We start from the raw sequence: 20,243 nt of genomic DNA, 5'->3' as shown, positions 1-20,243 counted from the left end.
GGTCTAGACCTTATACCATTAATATAATTCCGACTAAACTTATATGCAATACTTTTTTTCAATTAAATTCATATTTTTTTCTTACCACCTTCCCAATTGAGCCATTTTGGCCACAAAAAAGACGCATCCGCATTGGGCAGAAGCATCTTCCCCTTAGTTGATTTACACCGTTCACTACGATGACAGAACAACCTTCCGATCGCTGTTATCCCCGGATTTCTTTGAAAGCCCTTTTGAAAGGGGGAAATCCAGGGATAGCGTATGCTTCCGATGTAGCTTTCTTTCAGAAAGCTTGTAGGCGAACGCTCCGCTTCTTCAGGTTCTTTCTGTCCTCTCCGTTTTGTGTAAATGTTTAGTTCCTGTCCTCTATAGTTTCTTGTTAGCAAAAGGTCTGAAATCGTCCGTAACTGCAAGTTTGGTGCTTCCCTCCAAGTAGAAGTTATCATCCGCTCTCCACGTATGGCTTTTTTTGTTTTTTCTCCGGTGATACACATAATTGAAAGGTGAGGTCGCGTACGCTTTGAATCCTCTTTTTCTGCATTGTCTCAGGAAGGTTACGTCTTCCCCTATTGAACGGTCCGTGAAGCGGACTTTTTTCAAGATCTCCCTTTTGAATAAAATCGTGCCGCCCTGTACAAATTCAACCGGTTTATTTTTCTCAGTAGGTGTTCTGACCAATAGTGTCTTAGAAGCACCCAGGTAGACCAGACAGGAATGTTTGCCCACAATATCACTTTGGGTTCGTCTGAGTTCTCTCACCTGTTCTGTCAAATAATGTGGTGAATAGTAGTCATCATCATCAAATTTGGCGATCAACGAAAAGCGAGTCCTTGTTATTCCGGCGTTTAAGCTTTGTCCTAGCGATATGCTCTCGGGAACTTGGTATACATGAACATTGGCAAGATTTCGAACGCGTTTCTGATATAATGACAGATTCATACGGTCATGGTTCAGAACAATGATCAGCTCTTTGCTTTGATAATGCTGCCGACTGTAATTCTGTAGGATGTTCTCAAAAAATTGCGGCCGATTGGTACATACAACAATGGAAACACCATGACTCGTTTTATGTTTAGTCAAGACATACCCTCTTTTCAACTCCGTTTTCTCTCAGCATATGTGCCGAAATAGTGTCTGGTATGGACCAATAGCTAGTAACCACAACACCCAAAAACCCTCTGTCCACAATAACGGGACAAAGGGTTCTGTAATCTGTTCTTTCTGTATTTCGTTCTGTTCTATGCTTTGTTAGCGTTATTCAAGTATACAGCCTTGCCTGTACGAGCAGATTCATAGAGTGCTTCCAGGATCTGAGATACAACGAGCGCTTGTTTTGGTGTAACGACCGGATCCTGATCGTTCTCAATCGCTTCGATCCACTTTCTCATCTCCACATCCGGTGCGCTCTCACTCTTGCCATCATAGAATGCTACCCCGCCTGCACTCAGTTCAATCTCGTTGGTGTATAGACGGCTGAATTTCTCGCCATTGATGCGCAGTCCGTTCTTCATATCCGCACCAGCTTCGCTTCCGCTCAAGCTGCATTTGGCTTCATCCACGTCCAGTGAGTTAAGCGCCCAGCTGGATTCCAGCATGATCGTTGCACCATTCTCCATTACAATCATGCCAAAGGCCGAGTCCTCTACCGAGAATTTTTTCGGGTCCCATGGGCCCCAGGCGTTGGCCGCATTTTCACGTTGCGAGAGTTCATGGTAGGTCGTGCCGAGTACAACCTTTGGTTGATAGTTATCCATCATCCAGAGCGTCAGATCAAGTGCGTGCGTACCAATATCAATCAGCGGACCGCCACCTTGTTTCTCCTCATCCAGGAAAACACCCCAGGTTGGTACTGCTCTCCGTCTAATGGCATGTGCTTTGGCAAAATAGATATTCCCCAGATCACCCGCTTCGCACACCTTCTTCAAATATTGACTGTCTTCTCTGAAACGGTTGTTGTATCCAATCGTCAGTTTCTTACCGGTACGTTCTGCCGCTTCCAACATGAGTTGTGCTTCAGCAGACGTCTTCGCCATTGGCTTCTCACACATGACATGTTTGCCTGCTTCCAGGGCAGCAATGGAAATCTCGGCATGGGAAATATTCGGGGTAAGCACATGCACAATATCCAGAGACTCATCCTTGAGCAGTTCCTGATAATCTGTGTAGACCTCAGCATCTGTAGAGCCATATTTTTGCTTGGCTTCATCTGCACGTTCCTGAACAATATCGCAGAAAGCCACCAGTTCAACATTATCCAGTTTACTCAGACTTGGCAGATGTTTACCATTCGCGATTCCACCACAGCCAATAATTCCGATACGATATACTTTACTCATATATATTCACCCTCACTTAAGTATTGGTTGTTTCATTTTACGAAAAGCCGACGGGGTCATCCCCAGACGTTTACGAAATACAGCATGCAAATAGTTGGCATTATTGAAGCCTGAAGCGAGAGCGATCTGTTCGATGGATATGTTACTTTCCTCCAGATTACGGCACACGGCGCGCAGACGAATATCCTCCAACACGCGGCTGAACGGCATCTCAGGCTGTACTTGATAGAAGATTCTCTGCAATTGTCTGCTGCTGATATGAAGTTTCTCAGCTACATGCTCCAGCGTGACTACTGTAGGATGATTCGCCTCCATATACTGCACTGCATACTCATAACGATACGCCGACATATCCCGAACAGGGGCTTCCGGTCGATTCCCACCGGTGTCGTATGCTCGCACGGTTTTGAGTAATATGCTAATGACCAGCTGCTTGATTGATGTATAATAACCTAATAATTTCTGATCACATGCCTCATAGGCTTCCAAAAAACAATGCATCGCGCGATGATAATCATTCACCGGAGTATGCGGAAGCGTTCTCAGCTTTTCAATCGTCTCCTCAGATTCAGCGGCTTCCCAAGGATCGACATGCTCTCTTGGCTTGTGAACGATATCCACATGAAGACAGAGTTCATCCATATCCTCTTTGGCGTCCGCCTCCTGATAATGAACGACACCCGGACCGGTCAAATACAGCATACCTTCCGAGAGTGCATGTGTCTGTTCATCGAGAATAACCTTACCTTTGCCTCTCGGGATAAAATGAAATTCAAACTCCGCATGATTATGGAAATCCACAACTCGGCCCGCTGGAAAAGAAGTCAGATGAAATCGCATTACGCGAATCTCATAATGTCCCCACACCATTGCAATATCCAGTCTCTCTAGGAGATCCTGCCGTTCAAGCATTTTCTCATAAGGATACAGGCTCAAGTTTGCATACCTCCTTCATAAAACCTAACCCTTCAACTCACTCAGAGTGATTCTGCGCCCTTCCTTGTTAGAGAGATTCGCAGCTTCCATCAACCGGGTCAGCTCCATAGCGATCTGCACGTTTTCCGTTGCATCCGTATCATTTTGTATATGTGCAACCCATTGATTGAATGCGCTTTCCCTTTTGTCTGCCAAAGGAAGTTCAGTCCATTCTTCATACTGACCCTGTGCTGCTTTTGTACGAATCAACAGCTTATCATCAGGTGTCCCGTAGAGAAGGGTGCCTTCCGTACCATGAACCTCAATTGTAAACGGAGAATGGCTATTTACAAAACCAGCTTCAACAACACCAACTGCTCCGGAATCCGTAAACAAGGTTGCAACTGCATTATCTTCCACTTCTTTGCCTGTAATGTATCCGAAGTTCGCATTAACCGCTGTTACTTCCTGACCCAGAAACAATTTGGCCAGATACATTGGATGGCAGCCCAGATCAATCAGTGCACCGCCCTGACAATCCTTCAGATCATAGAAGTGTTCAGGTAACCAGTTCGAAATCGCTCCATCATGCGATAAACGTGCTCTAACATAAGTCACTTTGCCAAGCAATCCCTGGTTAAGTACATCCTGAATCGTGAGTGTATACCCTGCATTCAGACGTGGTAAGGAGACTGTCATCTTGACTTTGTTTGCCTCTACCTCACCAAGGATTCTGTTGGATTCCGCTTGTGTAGCTGCAATAACTTTCTCCGTAAAGATGTGTTTCCCTGCTTTTGCAGCAGCGGTGATCACTTCTTCATGGATGCGGGTTGGCGCATCTACAATAACGGCATCGATGTCATCCTTAGCCAGCATATCTTCGAGTGAAGCATAGAAAGGTACGTTTAAACGTTCAGCCGCTTCCTGTCCCCGCTTGGCATCTTCATCCCACACCGCTGCGATGACTGTATCTTCATGTTCCTGTGCCTGCTTGATGTAATCCCATGCGTGAACGTGCCACAAGCTAATTTTCCCAATTCGAATGGTCAATGTATCTTACCTCCATCTTATATAATATTCTGACATTTATCTATAAGTTATCACAGAGTTAATGTATTTTTAATAGAAACTCACGACAATAAATGTATAAAATCACGACACGTATATCATTATGTATGTATGCGGTTTTCCCATATTACTTTGGGTGTGGGTGCATTTAACGGGACACATGACAAAACCTCCTGTCCACGCTACCGCGAACAGGAGGTTCCTAAGATAATAATGTTCAAACATTAACTCAACGTAACGCATACCCTTGTGTAACAATCTTGAACCCGGATATCGTCTGACTGTCCTCTTCCAACGTATCCTTGACCCGTTCCAGCACATCACTCTCATATACGGAGGCGCATTCGAATCCAGGCTGAACGTTCAATTCAGCGGCTTCGGAGTTCAGATTATACCAGCGAGCGATCACGTCTCCCGTTTCCTCCGCGATCTTCAATGTGGAGAAGGCTAGTGACGAACTTTGTGTATTCCACGCTAACCATTGCTTCGACAGAGGCAACTCCACCTTCTGCCCATCAGCTCCAGCATGACCTTCCCACTCAAAAGTGCGTGCTAATGACCCTAGCTGCACAGTCGTCCACGGAATGGGATACATATATGCTGAAGCACATGCGCCTGACTGTGCAGCATCCCCTGCAAATGGAATAATCGCATATTCCACACTCTGTTGTCCCAGACATTGGGCTTCCGGTGTCTCGAACACGCCCCAGTCTCCCAGCTCCGAAGAGGCACGCAGTAGCGTAACCGCAATCGTACTGCCCTCTTCATGTTGTAAAATCTCGTATTCATTCAGCCCTTTGTTTGCAATCATCAAGCCATGATCACCATCCGTCACATGTACAAACGCTTGCTGATGCTGCGCATTACTCGGATTCACCCATTCCTTGGCCGGCGTGTTCGAACGTTTGGCAACCTCAAAGATGGAATCTGCATAATGTTCCTCTGTCACCAGTCCGGATGGAAAGAGTGCACGCAGCCGATGATCCTTGGCCTGATTGTTAAATTCAGATTTTACTTTGACCATATTACTGCCTGCTTCCAGCGTATACGTTGTCGTAATTACCAGCGGAACCGTGTTCTTCACCCGCTGTGCCTTCCGTTCTGTAAAAGGAACCATTTGGCGCTTCTCCAGCTCGAACAGTTCATCTGCTCCAGCAGGAATGTCCCAGTGTAATACACTCTCCATGACTGCACGATACGGAGATTGCTCCACGATCCGCAGGTCTGCCTCCAGATGCTTCGTGGTCAGCGTCATCTCTCCGTCAGGCTGACGATAGACGTATTCATTGCCGATATCACCGGTATTTTCATATGAATTCAAGCCCCTGTATACAGCACCGGAGACCTTATCTTCAATCGTTGCCGTACCATTCTCTTCAATCGTCACCCGCAAATGACCGTTTTCCATCATCATTCCCTGAACCTGAACGAGTTCGCTCGTAGCGGGCACTTCAGCAATCTCTGTTTGCTTCTGAACTGGAATAAGAGCATACGTCTTATAACCTAGCGAAGGTACATCCACCGCCTGGAAAGTCACTCTAACTTTACGAGCCATATAAGGCTGTCGGAAGCGATCCTTCGGAAGTTCATAACCGAAATGTGCACCCAGATCCTTGATTTCAGCCGAGTACGTGTGTCCATCCGAATCGACCAGTTGATATGCTGGCAATGCATCTTTTTCCACCTTCTGTGCAAGCGCCTGAGGATTAGGCCCTTCCGGGAAAAAGGCTTTGTCCACAATGAGATCCATCTCTATGATTCCATTTCGATTCCATCCACTCGTGTTGAACACAGTGAACGGCACCGCTTCCTCTCCCCAAGCCTCAGCAGGTTGCGCACGAATGGATTCAGCAATCGCTTGCGCGCTCTGGGAAACCAATTTCTCTGCAAGCTGTCTGCTCTTGGCGAAGCGGGTCACCATCTCACGGTGAACCTCATCCACACTGCATCCGCAGATGCTATCATGCGGGTGGTTCTGCATCAGCATCTTCCAAGCATGTGTTAACAGATGATGCGGATAATCTTTAACCCCGGCTACATGGGCCATGGCGGCCAGTGGTTCAGCTACTTTTTCGAGCAACGTCTGCCCCTGCTGATTCAACTGTTTCAGATAAACCCGTGCGGATGCCGTGTTCACCAGTGTTCCCCAACCATCCGTATGCTGACTGCGAAGTTCACCTTCAATGGTCGCCAGATTTTCAGGGACATCTTTCGTAACCGCCTCAATGTAATCGTCAAAATTGGATTGAATAAATTCCACATCCGGATACAACGCGGCCGCCGTGCGTAAAGCCTCAGGAAGATCCGTCTGGATCGGCTGATGATCACAACCATTCATGAACAACAGATGTGGAGTAGAGGCGAATTTCTCGGCATCCTCCAGATTTTTATCCCAGTATACTTGAGCTTTCTCAGGATCAACCGGAACTTCCATCCCATTGCAGTACCAATTCGCGAACAAAATACCGAGCACTTCCGAGCCATCCGGCGAACGCCAGATCATCTCGGAATAGGGAGACTCGTAACTATCCGCATCAACCACGGCATTATTGAATCCGGTAGGCTTTACCCCGCGCCCGAAGATCGCGTTATGAATGTCCGCCTGTTGCAGAATCTGCGGTGCCTGTCCCATATTTCCGAATGAGTCAGGGAAGTACCCCGTCTTGGATATCACACCGAATGGACGAGCATCACGATGACCGATGAGCAGATTTCGCAAGTTGGCCTCGCTGCTGGTCAGAAACTCATCCTGTAACACATACCATGGGCCAAAATGAATGCGTCCTTCACGAATATAGCGGTCAAGTCTCTCCTGTTGTTCAGGCCGAACCTGCAAATAATCCTCACGAATAATCGTCTGCCCATCCAGATGGAAATAACGATATTCCGGGTCCTGATCGAGCGTATCCAGCAGTTTATCCATCAGCTCAATGAGAAGAACATGATGATGTTCATAAGGCATATACCATTCCCGGTCCCAATGGGTATGCGAGATGAGATGTGCCGTCTTTTTGGTTGTCATGTTGCGTACCTCCTGTCATTAACCTTTGGTTGCCCCGCCCATGCTGAAGCCTTTGGACATGTAACGCTGGGAGAAGATATATAGCACAACCGAAGGCATCGTATAAAGTAGTGAAAATGCAGCCAATCTGCCGTATTCAACCATGCCGTGGCTGCCGAAGAATTGATAGATCGTGACCGATGCCGGAAGTTTCTCCGGTGTCTGGAGCAGGATGTAGGGCACGAAGAAGTTGCCCCAACTTCCCGAAAAGGTTAATATCGCTATCGTTGCAATACCTGGCAACATCAATGGTGCTACGATTCGTCTCAAGCCATTCCAGACGGACGCGCCATCAATCCATGCCGATTCTTCCAGATCAATGGGCACCGAATCCATGAAGTTTTTCATCATCCAGATACCGTAAGGAAGTGAAGATGCGGTCAGGAACAGCATGGTGGCAATGATGCTATTTTGCATTTTGAAGAACAGAAACATTTGAAATACCGGAACCATCACGGCCGTAATCGGAAGAGCTGTCATGAACAGAATGGATAACAGGAAGCTCTTTTTAAATCTCATCTCGTATCGGGATAATGGATAGGCAGCAAGAACCGATACCAACACAACCAATATCGCTTGCCCTCCCGACAGAATCAGGCCGACACCGAATGAACGAAGATTGCTCGCATCCCCCAGTACATCCTTGAAATTTTGAATGGTCCAGGTACTGGGCATTTTGATGCCCTGCTGTGCGTTCGGATCAAATGAAGCCAAGATAATCCAGAGCAGCGGCAATAAAAAACAGAGCCCTAGAAAGACTAGAATCCCGTACTGGATTTTACGTTGAAGCCCATGTTTGACCATAGGGATCGAACCTCCTTCATGGTTACACTTTCACTTTCATGGATCGCATGTAGAACAGGCTGGCGATGATACCGATGAACAGCAGAACCAGCGATATGGCTGTACCGTATCCAAACTGATAATTCACAAAGGCCTGGTTGTACATGAAGATTGGCAAGGTTTGTGTCGAAGTACCCGGGCCACCACCGGTCATCGTATAGATCAGCGTGAACACACCCAGTGTCTGTAGGGTAACCAACATCATGTTGGTCACGATCGACCCTTTTACCATTGGAATTGTAATGTGTCTGACGATCTGGAACCCTGTAGCACTGTCAATAATGGCAGCTTCTTCGACTTCCTTCGGAATATCATCCAGAGCCGATTGGTAGACCATCATCGAAAAGGCTGTGCCGTGCCAAATATTCGCGATAATGACACTCACCATTGGGAAACTGAACAACCAGGAGATCGGATTCGCCCCAAACCAGCCAAGAATCTGATTCAATGAACCATTGTCACTGAAAAAGGCAACCATACAGAATGCCACCACAATCTCGGGTGTCACCCAGCCAGCAATGACGATGATGCCAATGACCCGGCGGAACGTCACATTTTTTTCCTTCATTAGAAAAGCCAGAATGAACCCAAGCAATACCTGACCAATCACTGCGGAGAAGATGAGAAAGACCAGCGTACGCCAGACACTAATGCGGAAGTCCGGATCATGGAACATATTAATGAAATTCTGAAATCCGACGAACTCCAGACTCTTGGCTGCCGCCCCGGTCAGAGCCATATTCGTAAAGGCAAAGCAGATCGTCAGAATGATGGGAACAATGAAAAACACGAGTAATAACAGTACGGAAGGCATGAGAAACAGAAATGAGCCTGGTGCTTTCCTTTTCATAAGTCACTCTCCATTCGAACCGGAAAAAGGGGAGATTGTTCCTCCCCCTCCGAATATATCGATATCCTTATTTCTCTTCGATGCTGTCCGCGCCAAGGGAGCGGGATACGTTGTCCTTCAATTGCGTAATTCCGTCTTCCGGCGTCAGCTTGCCAGAGGCAATACTCTCTACGATACTTTGCAATTGTGCGGATACCGTTGCATACTGATCGTTCGCCGGACGGAAGTGAGCCACATTCAAGAGTTCCTGTGCTTCTTTGGTATATGGACGATCCGTATACCCTTCAACTTCTGTGGAATCATTACGTGGACTGAGGCTGCCTTCCGCTATTACGCGTGCAGTCGCATTTTCCTTATTCATCAGAAACTCGATAAATTTCCAAGCTTCTTCCTTGTTCTTCGCTTGTGCAGGAACAGACCAAGCCCATCCTCCAGACATCGTCGTTGCTCCAGGTGCTTCCCCATTTTGTGTCGGGAATGGCGCAAAACCTATTTTCTCTTCGACGTTGGCAATTGGAGCAGCACCGTTCTCGGCCCATGTCGAACCTGCCCAGCTACCATCTACAGCCATCGCCAGTTTGTCTTGCGGGAACTGTTGCTGGAATGCAATACTGCCAGCTTGTCCATTCAAGGCGACCTGCATGGTCGGACCTGTTTTATCCGTGTTGAACACTTGATCTATGAATTTGAAAGAATCCAGAAGGCCCGGGCTGTTCACGACCCATTTCTTGCTGGTATCGTCATACAATGTGTCTGCCGTACCATAGAGCAGCATTTCCAGCGTCTGCATGGTAACCCCTTCACCGTTTGCTTTGCCCACGATCATATTAAGCGGTGTCACACCTGGCAGTTTTTGCTTGATGGTACGTGCTGCTTCGAGTACTTCTGCCCAGCTTGCAGGTTTGAATGGAACTTCCAGACCTGCCTGTTGAAACAATTCCTTGTTGTACCAGATCCCGCGTGTATCCGAGGTAGCCGGAACACCGTATACCTTGCCATCTTCACCCGTAACCCCTGCCTTCAGGTTGTCGATGATGTGTTCTTCCCAATCGGACCAGCCCTGAACCTGTGTATCCAGCGGCTCCAGATATCCCGCAGCAGCATCGGATTTGATAATAGATGTATCTTCGGCAATAACATCAGGCGCCGTGTCAGGCGATTTCATCTGCAAAACCATTTTGGACGTATAATCACCTTCACTTGCCAATACAGGAGCAATGTTGATTTTGATATCTGGATTTTCTTTCTCGAATTGATCCACCAATCCGGATTGGAAAAACTTCGTAAGTGTATCTTCAGATCCTGAAGAACGGAACGATACGGTTACTTCCTTCTTGCCATCACTGGTTGTGCCTGTACTTGAACTTCCGCCTGAACAGGCTGTCGTTAGAATGAGCAAGGATGTCATAACTGCTGCTACCGGCATTTTCAAAGATATTTTTCTCATGGTTCGCTCTCCTCTTGTCGGAATTCAACGAACTCCGAACGTTATGATGTACTCGCAGGTTCTCTCTTGCTTTCCTATCTATTTCTGTGCGTAATCCTATTTCTCTACGCGGAATCCGCAATAATCCATCATCAGTTCACTAAAGAGCATGTTGGACCATGAAAACCATGGGCGGGTATACTCATGTGGATCGTTAGCCGAAAAGCCTTCATGGGTAAGGCCGGTGCCCGCATCCGTCTGTTGGATAAGCTGGAGCAATCGCAGTTTTTCGTTGCGATCCGTTGTAGTCAGCCCCTGCATCGATAAAGCGATATGCCAGATGTACCCATCCGGTGTATGTGGACTACCGATTCCAGCTGCTGCTGTTCCCTCATAGAAATACGGGTTGTGTGAGGATAGAATGAATCGGCGTGTATTCTGATACACCTCGTCGTTCTCATCAACATATCCGAGATAAGGTAAAGACAGCAGGCTTGGTACATTGGCATCATCCATCAGATTGTGATTGCCTTTCCCGTCGGTTTCGTACGCATATATGGTGCCATATTCCGGATGTTCGACAGTACCATAATCCTGAATACCTTGGTTGATCTGTTCCTCCAACTGCTGAGCAGTTGCTAACAGCCCTTTATCCTCGAACACGACTTCGGCAATTTCCTGTAGATATCTCAGCGCCACAACAGCGAACATATTGGATGGTATAAGATAGCCATATTCACAGCGATCATCGCTGGGACGGAATCCCGACCATGTCATGCCTGTATAGGCTGTTTCAGTACCTCGTCCATCTCGGCTGAGCGTATCGGTTTCGGGCGCATCCAGACGTTGGAACGTGTAGGGTGATTTCGTCTCATGATGCTGCTCCACTTGCCATAACTGCATGATAATCTGGGTTGCTTTGCGGAACGTATCATTGAATTGAGTTGTTCTTCCCGTGTTCTTCCACAGGAGATAACTGAGCTGAATTGGATAAGCCAGAGAGTCAATCTCATACTTCCGTTCCCAGATCCAATCATTCATCTGCGTTAGATCTTCCTGATGTCCTTTCCCACTCTCTGTCTCATTAAAAGCGTTTGCATAAGGGTCTAGGAGAATATAATTCAGTTGCCGTTCAACCAGTCCAGCGATCATGTCGGCGATATCTTCATCCTCTGAAGCGAGAACCAGATACGGTCTGACCTGTGCAGCAGAATCACGTAACCACATGGCAGGGATATCTCCCGTAATCACAAAAGTTGTTCCATCTTCTTTGCGCTGAATGGTAGTCGCCATCGTATTGGTAAAACAGGTTTTAAACATTTGGTTAAGTTCCGGATAATCCGGCATACGTTTGTTAACTCGATCAATCATGTCGTATATCGAGGGGGAAATGTCTTGATCTTCTCTGGGTGTCAGCATGTTGTCCTCCTTATGTAATCCAGTTTATTAACCGCTTTCATCATCCTAAAACGAATATAATGTTATGTCAATATATTTATTTGTATATTAGCATGTTATTATCATTTTTTTAATCTAAATAATATACCAATCTAGGTGATGTTCCCCTTTTTATCCATACCAAAAAGAGACCTCGTTTTCACGAAGTCTCTGATTAAACCCAATGAATATAGGCCGCTAAAATTAACCCTTTTGTTTCACTATACTCGTTGATTTCCCCTTCACCAATCGGGCAGGCAAAACAACCCTGTTCACTGCCATTTCGTTGTTCTGCATATTTTGGAGCACCATCTCGAATGCTTGTTTCCCCATATCAAACTGACTCTGTCGCATATGTGTTACACGGCTTCCTTCGGCAGCGTTTGGACTGTCAAAACAAATGATGGACAAATCTTCCGGAATCTTCAGACCCAGCCGAGCAGCTGCTTGTTCTGCAAGTAAAGCAATATGGTATTCCGCAGCAAAGAGTGCAGTAATCTCCGGATATTTCTGCAAATGTTCTACCAGTGTCTCCACATCGCGGACCTCGACCTGAGGATCGAACACACTAGGCAATGTCGAAAGAAAAGATTCCAACCACAATTCTCTGTTCACCAGCACACCTTGATCATGATGTGCCTCAATAATCCCTTCAATTCGTTCTTCAATCGGTGTGGTGTTGGCCGGAGGCTGTGTAAGAAAAGCAATGTGTCGATGACCCAGGTGGAACAGATAATTCATCCCTTCTCTCGCCGCGCCTACGTTATCTGTACTGACCGAAGAAGCTGGAATGCCTTTCAGATACCGGTCAATCAGAACAAACGGGAATTTGTTCACGACCAGTTTAAGAATCTCATCGCTGAAATATTCACCCTGTGCAGGGAAAATGATCAATCCGTCCACACCCAGTTCCAGCAGTTCCTGAATGCTGCGTTCCTCCTGCTCGGGAATCCCGAAGGATCGTCTAAGTACGAGAAAACAATCATGCTCTCGTGAAGCTTCTTCCATGCCATATAACAGTTCTGTACCATACATATCACTGAAGTTGGTAATGACCAGACCAATGAGCAGCTTCTTCTCTGGATCTTTCACCGCACCATGCGGAGCAGGTCTGTTAGGTCTTTCCTGCATACCCTCTGCCGTGTCGGCTACAAAAGAACCCCGTCCCGGCTGACGTACAATCAATTGTTCACTCGCCAACATCTCAAGCGCTTTTTTCGTCGTAATCCGGCTAACTCCAAATTCATCACATAATTCCTTCTCCGAAGGAACACGCTCACCCACTTGATATTGATGAAGCTGTATCCGTTCGCGCAAGGATTCAAAGATCTGTTCATACATCGGCTTGGATGCCGAGTCTTTCCCCAATACAAGCACCTCCATAAATACCCATACTTCTCATGTTCTACATCCTAATATATCATGTTATATCATTAATGTGAAGAAAGGAGAATACTTCCCTGCTGTCATATGCAAGCAAAAGAAAAAGCATCCCGATGGATGCTTCATTTTCACATATTTATTTTCACATGATTTTCTGGATTCGCTTTGACATGGTCATTCATTATAGTGCGTTCTGACGATAATATCGAATCACCTTGCGATACATTGTCTTGTCCTTTAACTGATTGAATATATAGGGATCTGGCTTCGCGTTTACCTCAATAATCCATGGAGTCAGACTTCGATCAAGCCCGATATCCACCCCAATGCTTTTCAAACGCGTGTATTTCTTCCGCATGTGCCGAGCGATATGGATGCCCAGGTGATTCATCTCCTGGATCAATTCGTTAATCCGCTTGTCAGAGGCATGGGATCTCAACAACGTATGAATGCTCATTGGCTTCGCACCGCTATGGTAGTTGGTCACAATTTTCTTTGGATGACCCAGTCGGCCTATGACCCCTGTCGCTTCCCACGCCTGCCCGGGATTTAATTGAACCATTACCCGAATGTCAAAGCGCCTGTTATTATGTTGCAGCAGATGGATACCTCGTTGAATAAGATAGCTTTTTTGCTTAATTCGATGGGTCAGGCTTCGATAGAATGACTCAAAGCTGTTGAACGTCAGACGCTTTTGACCAATCTGGTAAGCGAAGTGGTGCTGATTGTGCATTTCAGCTTTAATGACTCCCATTCCAAAGGTGCCTATCTCGGGTTTGACATATACCATCCTATATTTCTCCAGCATGGTCTTCAAGTTGGATTGGCTATATCGTTGTGTATCAGGGATAAATGGTTTGATCGCCGAGTTATTCAGCAACATTTTGGTTTTGAGCCATTTACTTCGTAACGGTTGGGATCGTTGTACTGCATCAACTCCCACAGTTCACTCCTCCTGTCATCGTATTTGTTAATCCTAATGCTGCAAACCATGCAGTATATGCATTTTGCTCGAACTAATCTTAGGCGTCAGCTATGAAAAGAGGATATAACAAAAAGCCGACAAGCCAGGATACCTCGGCTTATCGGCTTCTTGCTTCAATGTGCTAAATACAGTTATCTTCCATGACATACTTTGAAATAATTAAGGTTGAAGACCCTCAGCAGACGATGGAGCAGGTTCATTGGATTCGTCCACTTCAGGACTCGAATCTGGTTCTGGATTGGATTGTTCCTGTGCTGCGCTGACGAACAATCGTCCAGCTGCTTCGGCTTCTACTTTGTTGCCAGCTGCATCCTGAGCACGAATTACAATGACTCCACCCTCAAGAGTAAGGGATGAAGGTGTTGTGTACGTACCCGTGTAACGACCTGGCTCAGTCTCCACCAATGGAATCTCTCCTGCCCCTGGGGCATTTAGATTCAGCGGTAACTGAATCCGGAAAGATGCTTGAAGTCCAGGTTTACTGTCAAACGATACGGTGACACTCTCCCCTGATGTGATTCGAACATCTTCAGCTGGCGTAATATTCGTAAGTTCTGGCAACGCCGTTTCCACGTATACGGTGCGGGTTACCGTTGTTTTGTTGCCAGCAAGATCGGTTGCTGTAATGGTTATCGTGTTCTCGCCTTCGTTAACCAATACGCGATGACTGAAGCTTCTGTCTTTGCCCACTTGTACGGTTTGTCCGTTAACAGTCAACTTATCGAGGAATTGTTCCACGATATTACCTGTTACATGAACAACTTCCGTGTTGATCCGGCTTCCTTCCGTCGGGCTCGTGATGGTCAACTGTGGTTTGGTTTGATCCAAAATGATGACAACGGGCAGTGAACGATCGGTTGTTTTTCCGTCCACCACAGCCTCGGCCGTAATCGCATTAATCCCAGAACGTAGTTTCACACCGTATGAGAACTTCCCATTTGCGACAGTTGTTGTACCAGCCAGATCTTTGCCGTTGTAGATCTTAATCTGAGCGCCGGATGCCGGAGAGGTTCCCGACACGGTGAAAGTTGATTGATTCGTATATGTGTTCGCAGGTGCTGTGAGCACAGGTGCATTTACCGGATATCTCACAACTGCACGAATCATGTAGTTACCTTCTTCTGCAGGTGAAGTGCTCCACGCCCCACCTACTCGCTGCCAGCTTCGACCTGCATTTGGACCATCCTCATCGGTAGCGAGTCCCGGAGCGCTAGTTCCAGCTAAGCTCTGTACATACACGATATAGAAATCACCCGTTACAATGACCGGTTCCGGGAATTCAACGGTTGTCCATTGATCGTTACGAAGTGCAGTACCGTCAAATGGTCCAGCTAGTTGTCGTCCCGGAGCTCCGCCAGCACCCGATGCATCATAGACGGCATATTGGAACGCTGTACCTCCAGGTACAGGCCATTCGGTGTTCCAGAAGCGGAACGATGCACCCGTCAGTTGTGCGGTCTCCAGCTCTGGTGTCATTCGAACTGCCCAAGCGTTATCCGCAGCGTTAAAAGCTCGTGCGTTCTCTGCTGTTCCATCATCATAAGCAATTTCCCCTGGAAAACCGATGAACGGCTTCAAGGCAACATTCGCCTCTGCCGTACCATTACCAGGTACAGTCACAGTAACCGTCTTACTGTAATAATCCGCAGCCCGGATGGATAGAGTGTAGCTTCCTTCCAATACCTGAATAACGAAGCTGCCATCTGAACCTGTGTGAACTTCACCTACATTCGCATCTTCCACCACGAGAACGGAAGCATCAGCCAGTGGTTGTCCTGTCCGCTCATCCGTTACTACACCTTCAATCTGTCCATGCGGGATTGCCTCCAGATTAAAGTTGGCTTTGGCTCCACTGCCATCGGTGATTGTCACCTGCTGGGTACGAGGATAATATCCATATGCCTCAGCTTTTAACGTGTAATCACCTGCTACGTGTGTGAAGCTGTACTTGCCTGTAGCCGAATCCGTTTTCACCGAACGTCCGGTTTCCAGTACGGTAACCGTTGCACTTGCAGGCAGGCTTTGTGGATTAACCGAACCTGTGCCTGGTTTTTCGACTTCCGGTTGTTGCTGTTTCGTTTTGTTGAATTCCGCTTTGTCTGTCCGCGTAATTTTGTACCATGGGTTATCATAGGACGGTTTCGGTTTGTCACTGTTAAGCACAACCGCATTGTCCTCTGTAACCGTCTCCACCGCAACACCCAGTACACGGAAATCATCAATGAACCAACCTGTTTTCACAACACTGTTGTCTGAAGTCAGACGGAACCGGAATTGTACTTCATTGCCTGTAAGTGTATCCAGATCATAAAATACCGGTGTCCATTGTTTACCGTTTGTACTATGTGAGAATTTGCCCAGTTCTGACCATGTTGTTCCACCATCTTTGGTGACTTCCACATATCCATAATCGTATCCACTCTCAATCTCGTACCAATGATTAAACGTGAGTGTTCCTTCGGATACATCCGTCAAATCAATAACTGGGGATACGAGCGAATAGTTGGAGCCATTCTCATACGTATTGTCGAGATCAGTTGCCCACACATTCGGCGGAGAAACGGCGCTGGCAGGTCCCGTTACCGGAATGCCGCGTTCCCACTCATCTTTGGTTCCCGAATGAGTCCAGCCATTATCATCACTGCCGTCGAAGTGATCGATGTAGATATCCTCAGGCACCTCCACTGTAATGGAGACCTCATTCGACTTGTCACTTTCATTGCCACTATAATCCAGTGCAGCAACGGCATAGTAATAGGTCGAATCCGTAACTGTAGTTGTATCCGTAAACGTTGTTCCTGTCGTGCTTCCAATAGCTTCATAACTTGTACCTGCGGTTGTGGAACGATATACGACATAGGATTCGAGATCCTCATCACTCGCTCCAGTCCAGTTCAAGGCTACGTTGCCGAGAATATCAGCAGTTGCAGTCAATCCAGCAGGAGCTCCCGGTGCAAGCTCATCCAATTCTTCAACTGCAAAATCATCAATATACCAACCAGCCTTCTGCACCGAGTTATCACTGGTCAGATTGAATTTGACAAATACCTGCTGACCCGCGTATGCGCGAAGGTCCACATATTGTTTCTTCCAGTTACCACCCGTACCCGTGAAGCTTAACAACTCTTCGAACACATAATCGCTATCCTCGGAAGCGATATATACCTTGCCAAAGTCGATGTTATTCTCCAGATCATACCAGTGTTTGAAAGACAATAACGCGCCTTCCGGGCTCTCAGTAAGATCAATTGGCGGCGCAAGCAGATATGCATTGCTGTTCGCCAGATAAGTACCTTGCAGGTTGGTTGCAATCACCTTGTCACCGGAGTATGCACTTCCAGGACCACTGCTTGGTGCTCCCCATACCCATGTACTTCCCGTACCGCCAGTGGTGAAGCCCAGCTGATCTTCTTCAAAATCCTGAAGATATCCGGGTTGAACACCATTGGAGACAGCCACCTTGTATACCTGACTATCGAATCCGTTATTGCCATAGTCATTCACGCGGATATAATACTCCACACCTTGTGGCTCAATGAGAAAGGCAGGAATGGTTGCTGTGTAAGTTCCATCTTTACTATCTCCGGCAATCCGATTCATCGGCAGATAGACGTACTGGTTGGTACCTGTCGTTTTGGCAAAAGCCTCGACGGAGACTACCGCGACGTTATCTGTCACATGAGCCGTTAATGGAATATCAATGCCTGTAAAGGCTGAATTGACAGGTGTGTGTTCCAGTACCGGCTCTTCCAGATCATCTCCGGCTGTAACGACTCTGCCGGATACTGTGCCGATTCCTTCGAGTACAGAACCCACCGCATCAAGCGCATTAATAATGCCGTGACCGTAGCCGTTATTAGGAGATGTCGGATACTGACTATCTGTTCTCGGTGTGGCCGTATCTGTAATGATCTGCTCCAGCTGATCCACCGTAAGGGAATGGTTGGCCTGAAGCAGGAGTGCAGCAAGTGCAGTGGTATGCGGGCCTGCCATTGACGTTCCGTTCCAGCCTCCCTCATAGACACCACCCGGAACTGCTGAACGGATATTGACACCAGGGGCAGATACTTCCGGTTTGATCTCGCCATACGGAGATGGACCCAGCAGGGAGAACGAAGCCAGATTTCCGTTGATATCCGTTGCTCCTGTAGCAAAACTTTCAGGATAGTTGGCCGGGTTAGCAACAGAACCAGGTCCGCCCGGGTTACCCAGTCTCACATTTCCTGCAGAGAATTCCGGGAAAATCTGAGCATCACGCCAGGCTTGCACCATCGGCCGGAACCATTCATCCAGTCCTGCGCCTCCGCCCCATGAGTTGTTGACGACATCCGGTGCAAGTTCAGGGTGCAGATTACCTTCTGCATCCACCGGTGCGATCAACCATTGTCCGCCATCCAGAATAATGGCATCTGTTGTTTCCGGATTAAATATCCGTACACCTATCCACTTCGCACCGGGAGCAACCCCGATCTGATTGGTACCATCTGGTTCCGAGCCAACCATCGTACCCATGGTATGAGTACCATGTCCGTCTCCGTCCGCAGGAAGCGAAGCATTGCTGTGCGGATCATACCAGCTCAGTTCGGGATCAACAATATTGCCCGAAGCATCCAGTCCCCGCCATTTGCTGCGAAGCGCAGGGTGGGTATAGTCCACACCGCTGTCGAGATTGGCAACGACAATCCCCGTTCCATCGATGCCCCGATCCCATACGGCTGGCGCATTGATGTAATCCAGGTTCCATTCCACGTTCTCTGTTGCAAGCTTGTCCTTTGCAGCAGGCTCTTTATCTTTGACTCCGACTGAAGCGTCTTTAGCTGGCGTTTGCACAGCATCTTTGGCTGGTGCCGCACTCGCCGGTTCTTTACTCACTTCGGCTTTCTGTAAGTATCGTGTCTCATTCGGTAGAATCTTCTCTACCTCAGGCAGCAGCGCAATCTGTTCCATGACTTCTTTGGTACTCGTCACTGCCAGTGAATTGACAATAAAATAGCTTTTATATTCTTTGACCTTGCCCAGGTCAACTTCCTTTTCCAGATAAGTTTCCAATGGATATTGTGTACGTGAGGCCGTTTCTCGCAGAGAACTGACGACTGAATTCCGAACGGACAGCTTTGTGGCTGAAGGCGTTTGTTTGGCGATAGTCGCCTTTTCGAGGGCCTGCTTGGAGACTGCTGCTGTATCCACCTGTTCCTTCATTTTCACCAGATAGGTAACATATTCACTACCTTCAAATTCTTTGGTCAACTTGGCGTTTACTTTGACCTCCGAAACTTTGGCAAGTCCAGATTTCATATCCAATTTGGATGATGTGGAGTTTTCAGCTGAAACCGGATGAATGATCGAAAATGCAAGGAGAAGCGAGAGCCCTATAGAGATGGGCTTGCGTAACCGATTAATCTTTATCAAACTTTTCCACTCCCTTTACCCGGTTTTGTAATTTAGTCTGGTACATATGCCCTTCTCTGCAGAATAAAACGGTAGACTAACCTTGATTGCGGACGGAATAAACGCCCTGGATTTCACATAAAGCCTCACCTCCTTTACAGGTTTGGTTAGGGAATTAGGGACAATATGAGTCAGAAGAGACACACCGATTCATCTATGTTTTTTCACTTGGAAGTTTAGGAGATTTGATACCTCAAGGGTTAAGACGCGAGTGTAATAGGTTGGATGTTTGAGTTATGCGACGAGAGTGAATGTCTATAAGCATTCATATGGAAGGGTAATCAGGAGCGTTAGCAGAACGCTTTCTAAGGAGTGGTGAATATGACTTTCGATCGTGATTCGAGTGAGTGTGCAAATATTTAAATTACATATAATAGTCAATTAGGAATTTAATTGGATTTTATTGGTATAGTATAGAATCATTATTCGATATATACAAGCACTTTTATTGAAAAATATAGAAAATAAGCCTATTAAATGCTTTTATGTGT

General features: G+C 47.0%; 12 protein-coding genes. All 12 read right to left on the bottom strand.

Annotated features, from left to right (window positions below):
* Positions 1-366: 366 nt before the first annotated feature.
* Positions 367-1,080, bottom strand: a complete 714-nt coding sequence (locus MKZ12_RS13980; protein ID WP_339260977.1) for a glycosyltransferase family A protein — start codon at positions 1,078-1,080, stop codon at positions 367-369.
* 158 nt (positions 1,081-1,238) lie between these two features.
* The gene (locus MKZ12_RS13975) at positions 1,239-2,336 is read right to left on the bottom strand and encodes a Gfo/Idh/MocA family oxidoreductase (protein WP_339260975.1); all 1,098 of its coding nucleotides are present in this window, start codon (positions 2,334-2,336) and stop codon (positions 1,239-1,241) included.
* Between the two features lie 12 nt (positions 2,337-2,348).
* A complete protein-coding gene (locus MKZ12_RS13970) occupies positions 2,349-3,272 on the bottom strand; it encodes an AraC family transcriptional regulator (RefSeq protein WP_339260973.1) in 924 nt (307 codons plus the stop codon).
* Between the two features lie 24 nt (positions 3,273-3,296).
* Positions 3,297-4,301: a Gfo/Idh/MocA family oxidoreductase gene (locus tag MKZ12_RS13965; RefSeq protein WP_339260971.1), complete on the bottom strand. Its 1,005-nt coding sequence runs from the start codon at positions 4,299-4,301 to the stop codon at positions 3,297-3,299.
* Between the two features lie 247 nt (positions 4,302-4,548).
* Entirely contained in the window at positions 4,549-7,341 is a 2,793-nt protein-coding gene (locus MKZ12_RS13960; protein WP_339260969.1) for an alpha-mannosidase, read from the bottom strand.
* An 18-nt stretch (positions 7,342-7,359) separates the two neighbouring features.
* Positions 7,360-8,184: a carbohydrate ABC transporter permease gene (locus MKZ12_RS13955; protein ID WP_339260966.1), complete on the bottom strand. Its 825-nt coding sequence runs from the start codon at positions 8,182-8,184 to the stop codon at positions 7,360-7,362.
* 22 nt (positions 8,185-8,206) lie between these two features.
* The gene (locus MKZ12_RS13950) at positions 8,207-9,073 is read right to left on the bottom strand and encodes a sugar ABC transporter permease (RefSeq protein WP_339260964.1); all 867 of its coding nucleotides are present in this window, start codon (positions 9,071-9,073) and stop codon (positions 8,207-8,209) included.
* Between the two features lie 67 nt (positions 9,074-9,140).
* The gene (locus MKZ12_RS13945) at positions 9,141-10,520 is read right to left on the bottom strand and encodes an extracellular solute-binding protein (protein ID WP_339242392.1); all 1,380 of its coding nucleotides are present in this window, start codon (positions 10,518-10,520) and stop codon (positions 9,141-9,143) included.
* A 96-nt stretch (positions 10,521-10,616) separates the two neighbouring features.
* Positions 10,617-11,918 (bottom strand): glycoside hydrolase family 125 protein, encoded by a 1,302-nt coding sequence (locus MKZ12_RS13940; protein ID WP_339260962.1) that lies wholly within the window; start codon positions 11,916-11,918, stop codon positions 10,617-10,619.
* 222 nt (positions 11,919-12,140) lie between these two features.
* A complete protein-coding gene (locus tag MKZ12_RS13935) occupies positions 12,141-13,313 on the bottom strand; it encodes a GntR family transcriptional regulator (RefSeq protein ID WP_339261411.1) in 1,173 nt (390 codons plus the stop codon).
* 187 nt (positions 13,314-13,500) lie between these two features.
* Complete coding sequence (locus MKZ12_RS13930) at positions 13,501-14,262, bottom strand: YheC/YheD family protein (RefSeq protein ID WP_339260960.1); 762 nt, start codon at positions 14,260-14,262, stop codon at positions 13,501-13,503.
* A gap of 201 nt (positions 14,263-14,463) precedes the next feature.
* The gene (locus MKZ12_RS13925) at positions 14,464-19,713 is read right to left on the bottom strand and encodes a S8 family serine peptidase (protein WP_339260958.1); all 5,250 of its coding nucleotides are present in this window, start codon (positions 19,711-19,713) and stop codon (positions 14,464-14,466) included.
* Between the last annotated feature and the right edge of the window lie 530 nt (positions 19,714-20,243).

The sequence above is a fragment of the Paenibacillus sp. FSL R5-0713 genome (genome assembly GCF_037973325.1).
Classification (GTDB): Bacteria; Bacillota; Bacilli; order Paenibacillales; family Paenibacillaceae; genus Paenibacillus.
This window is presented reverse-complemented; position numbering and strand designations above follow the sequence as displayed.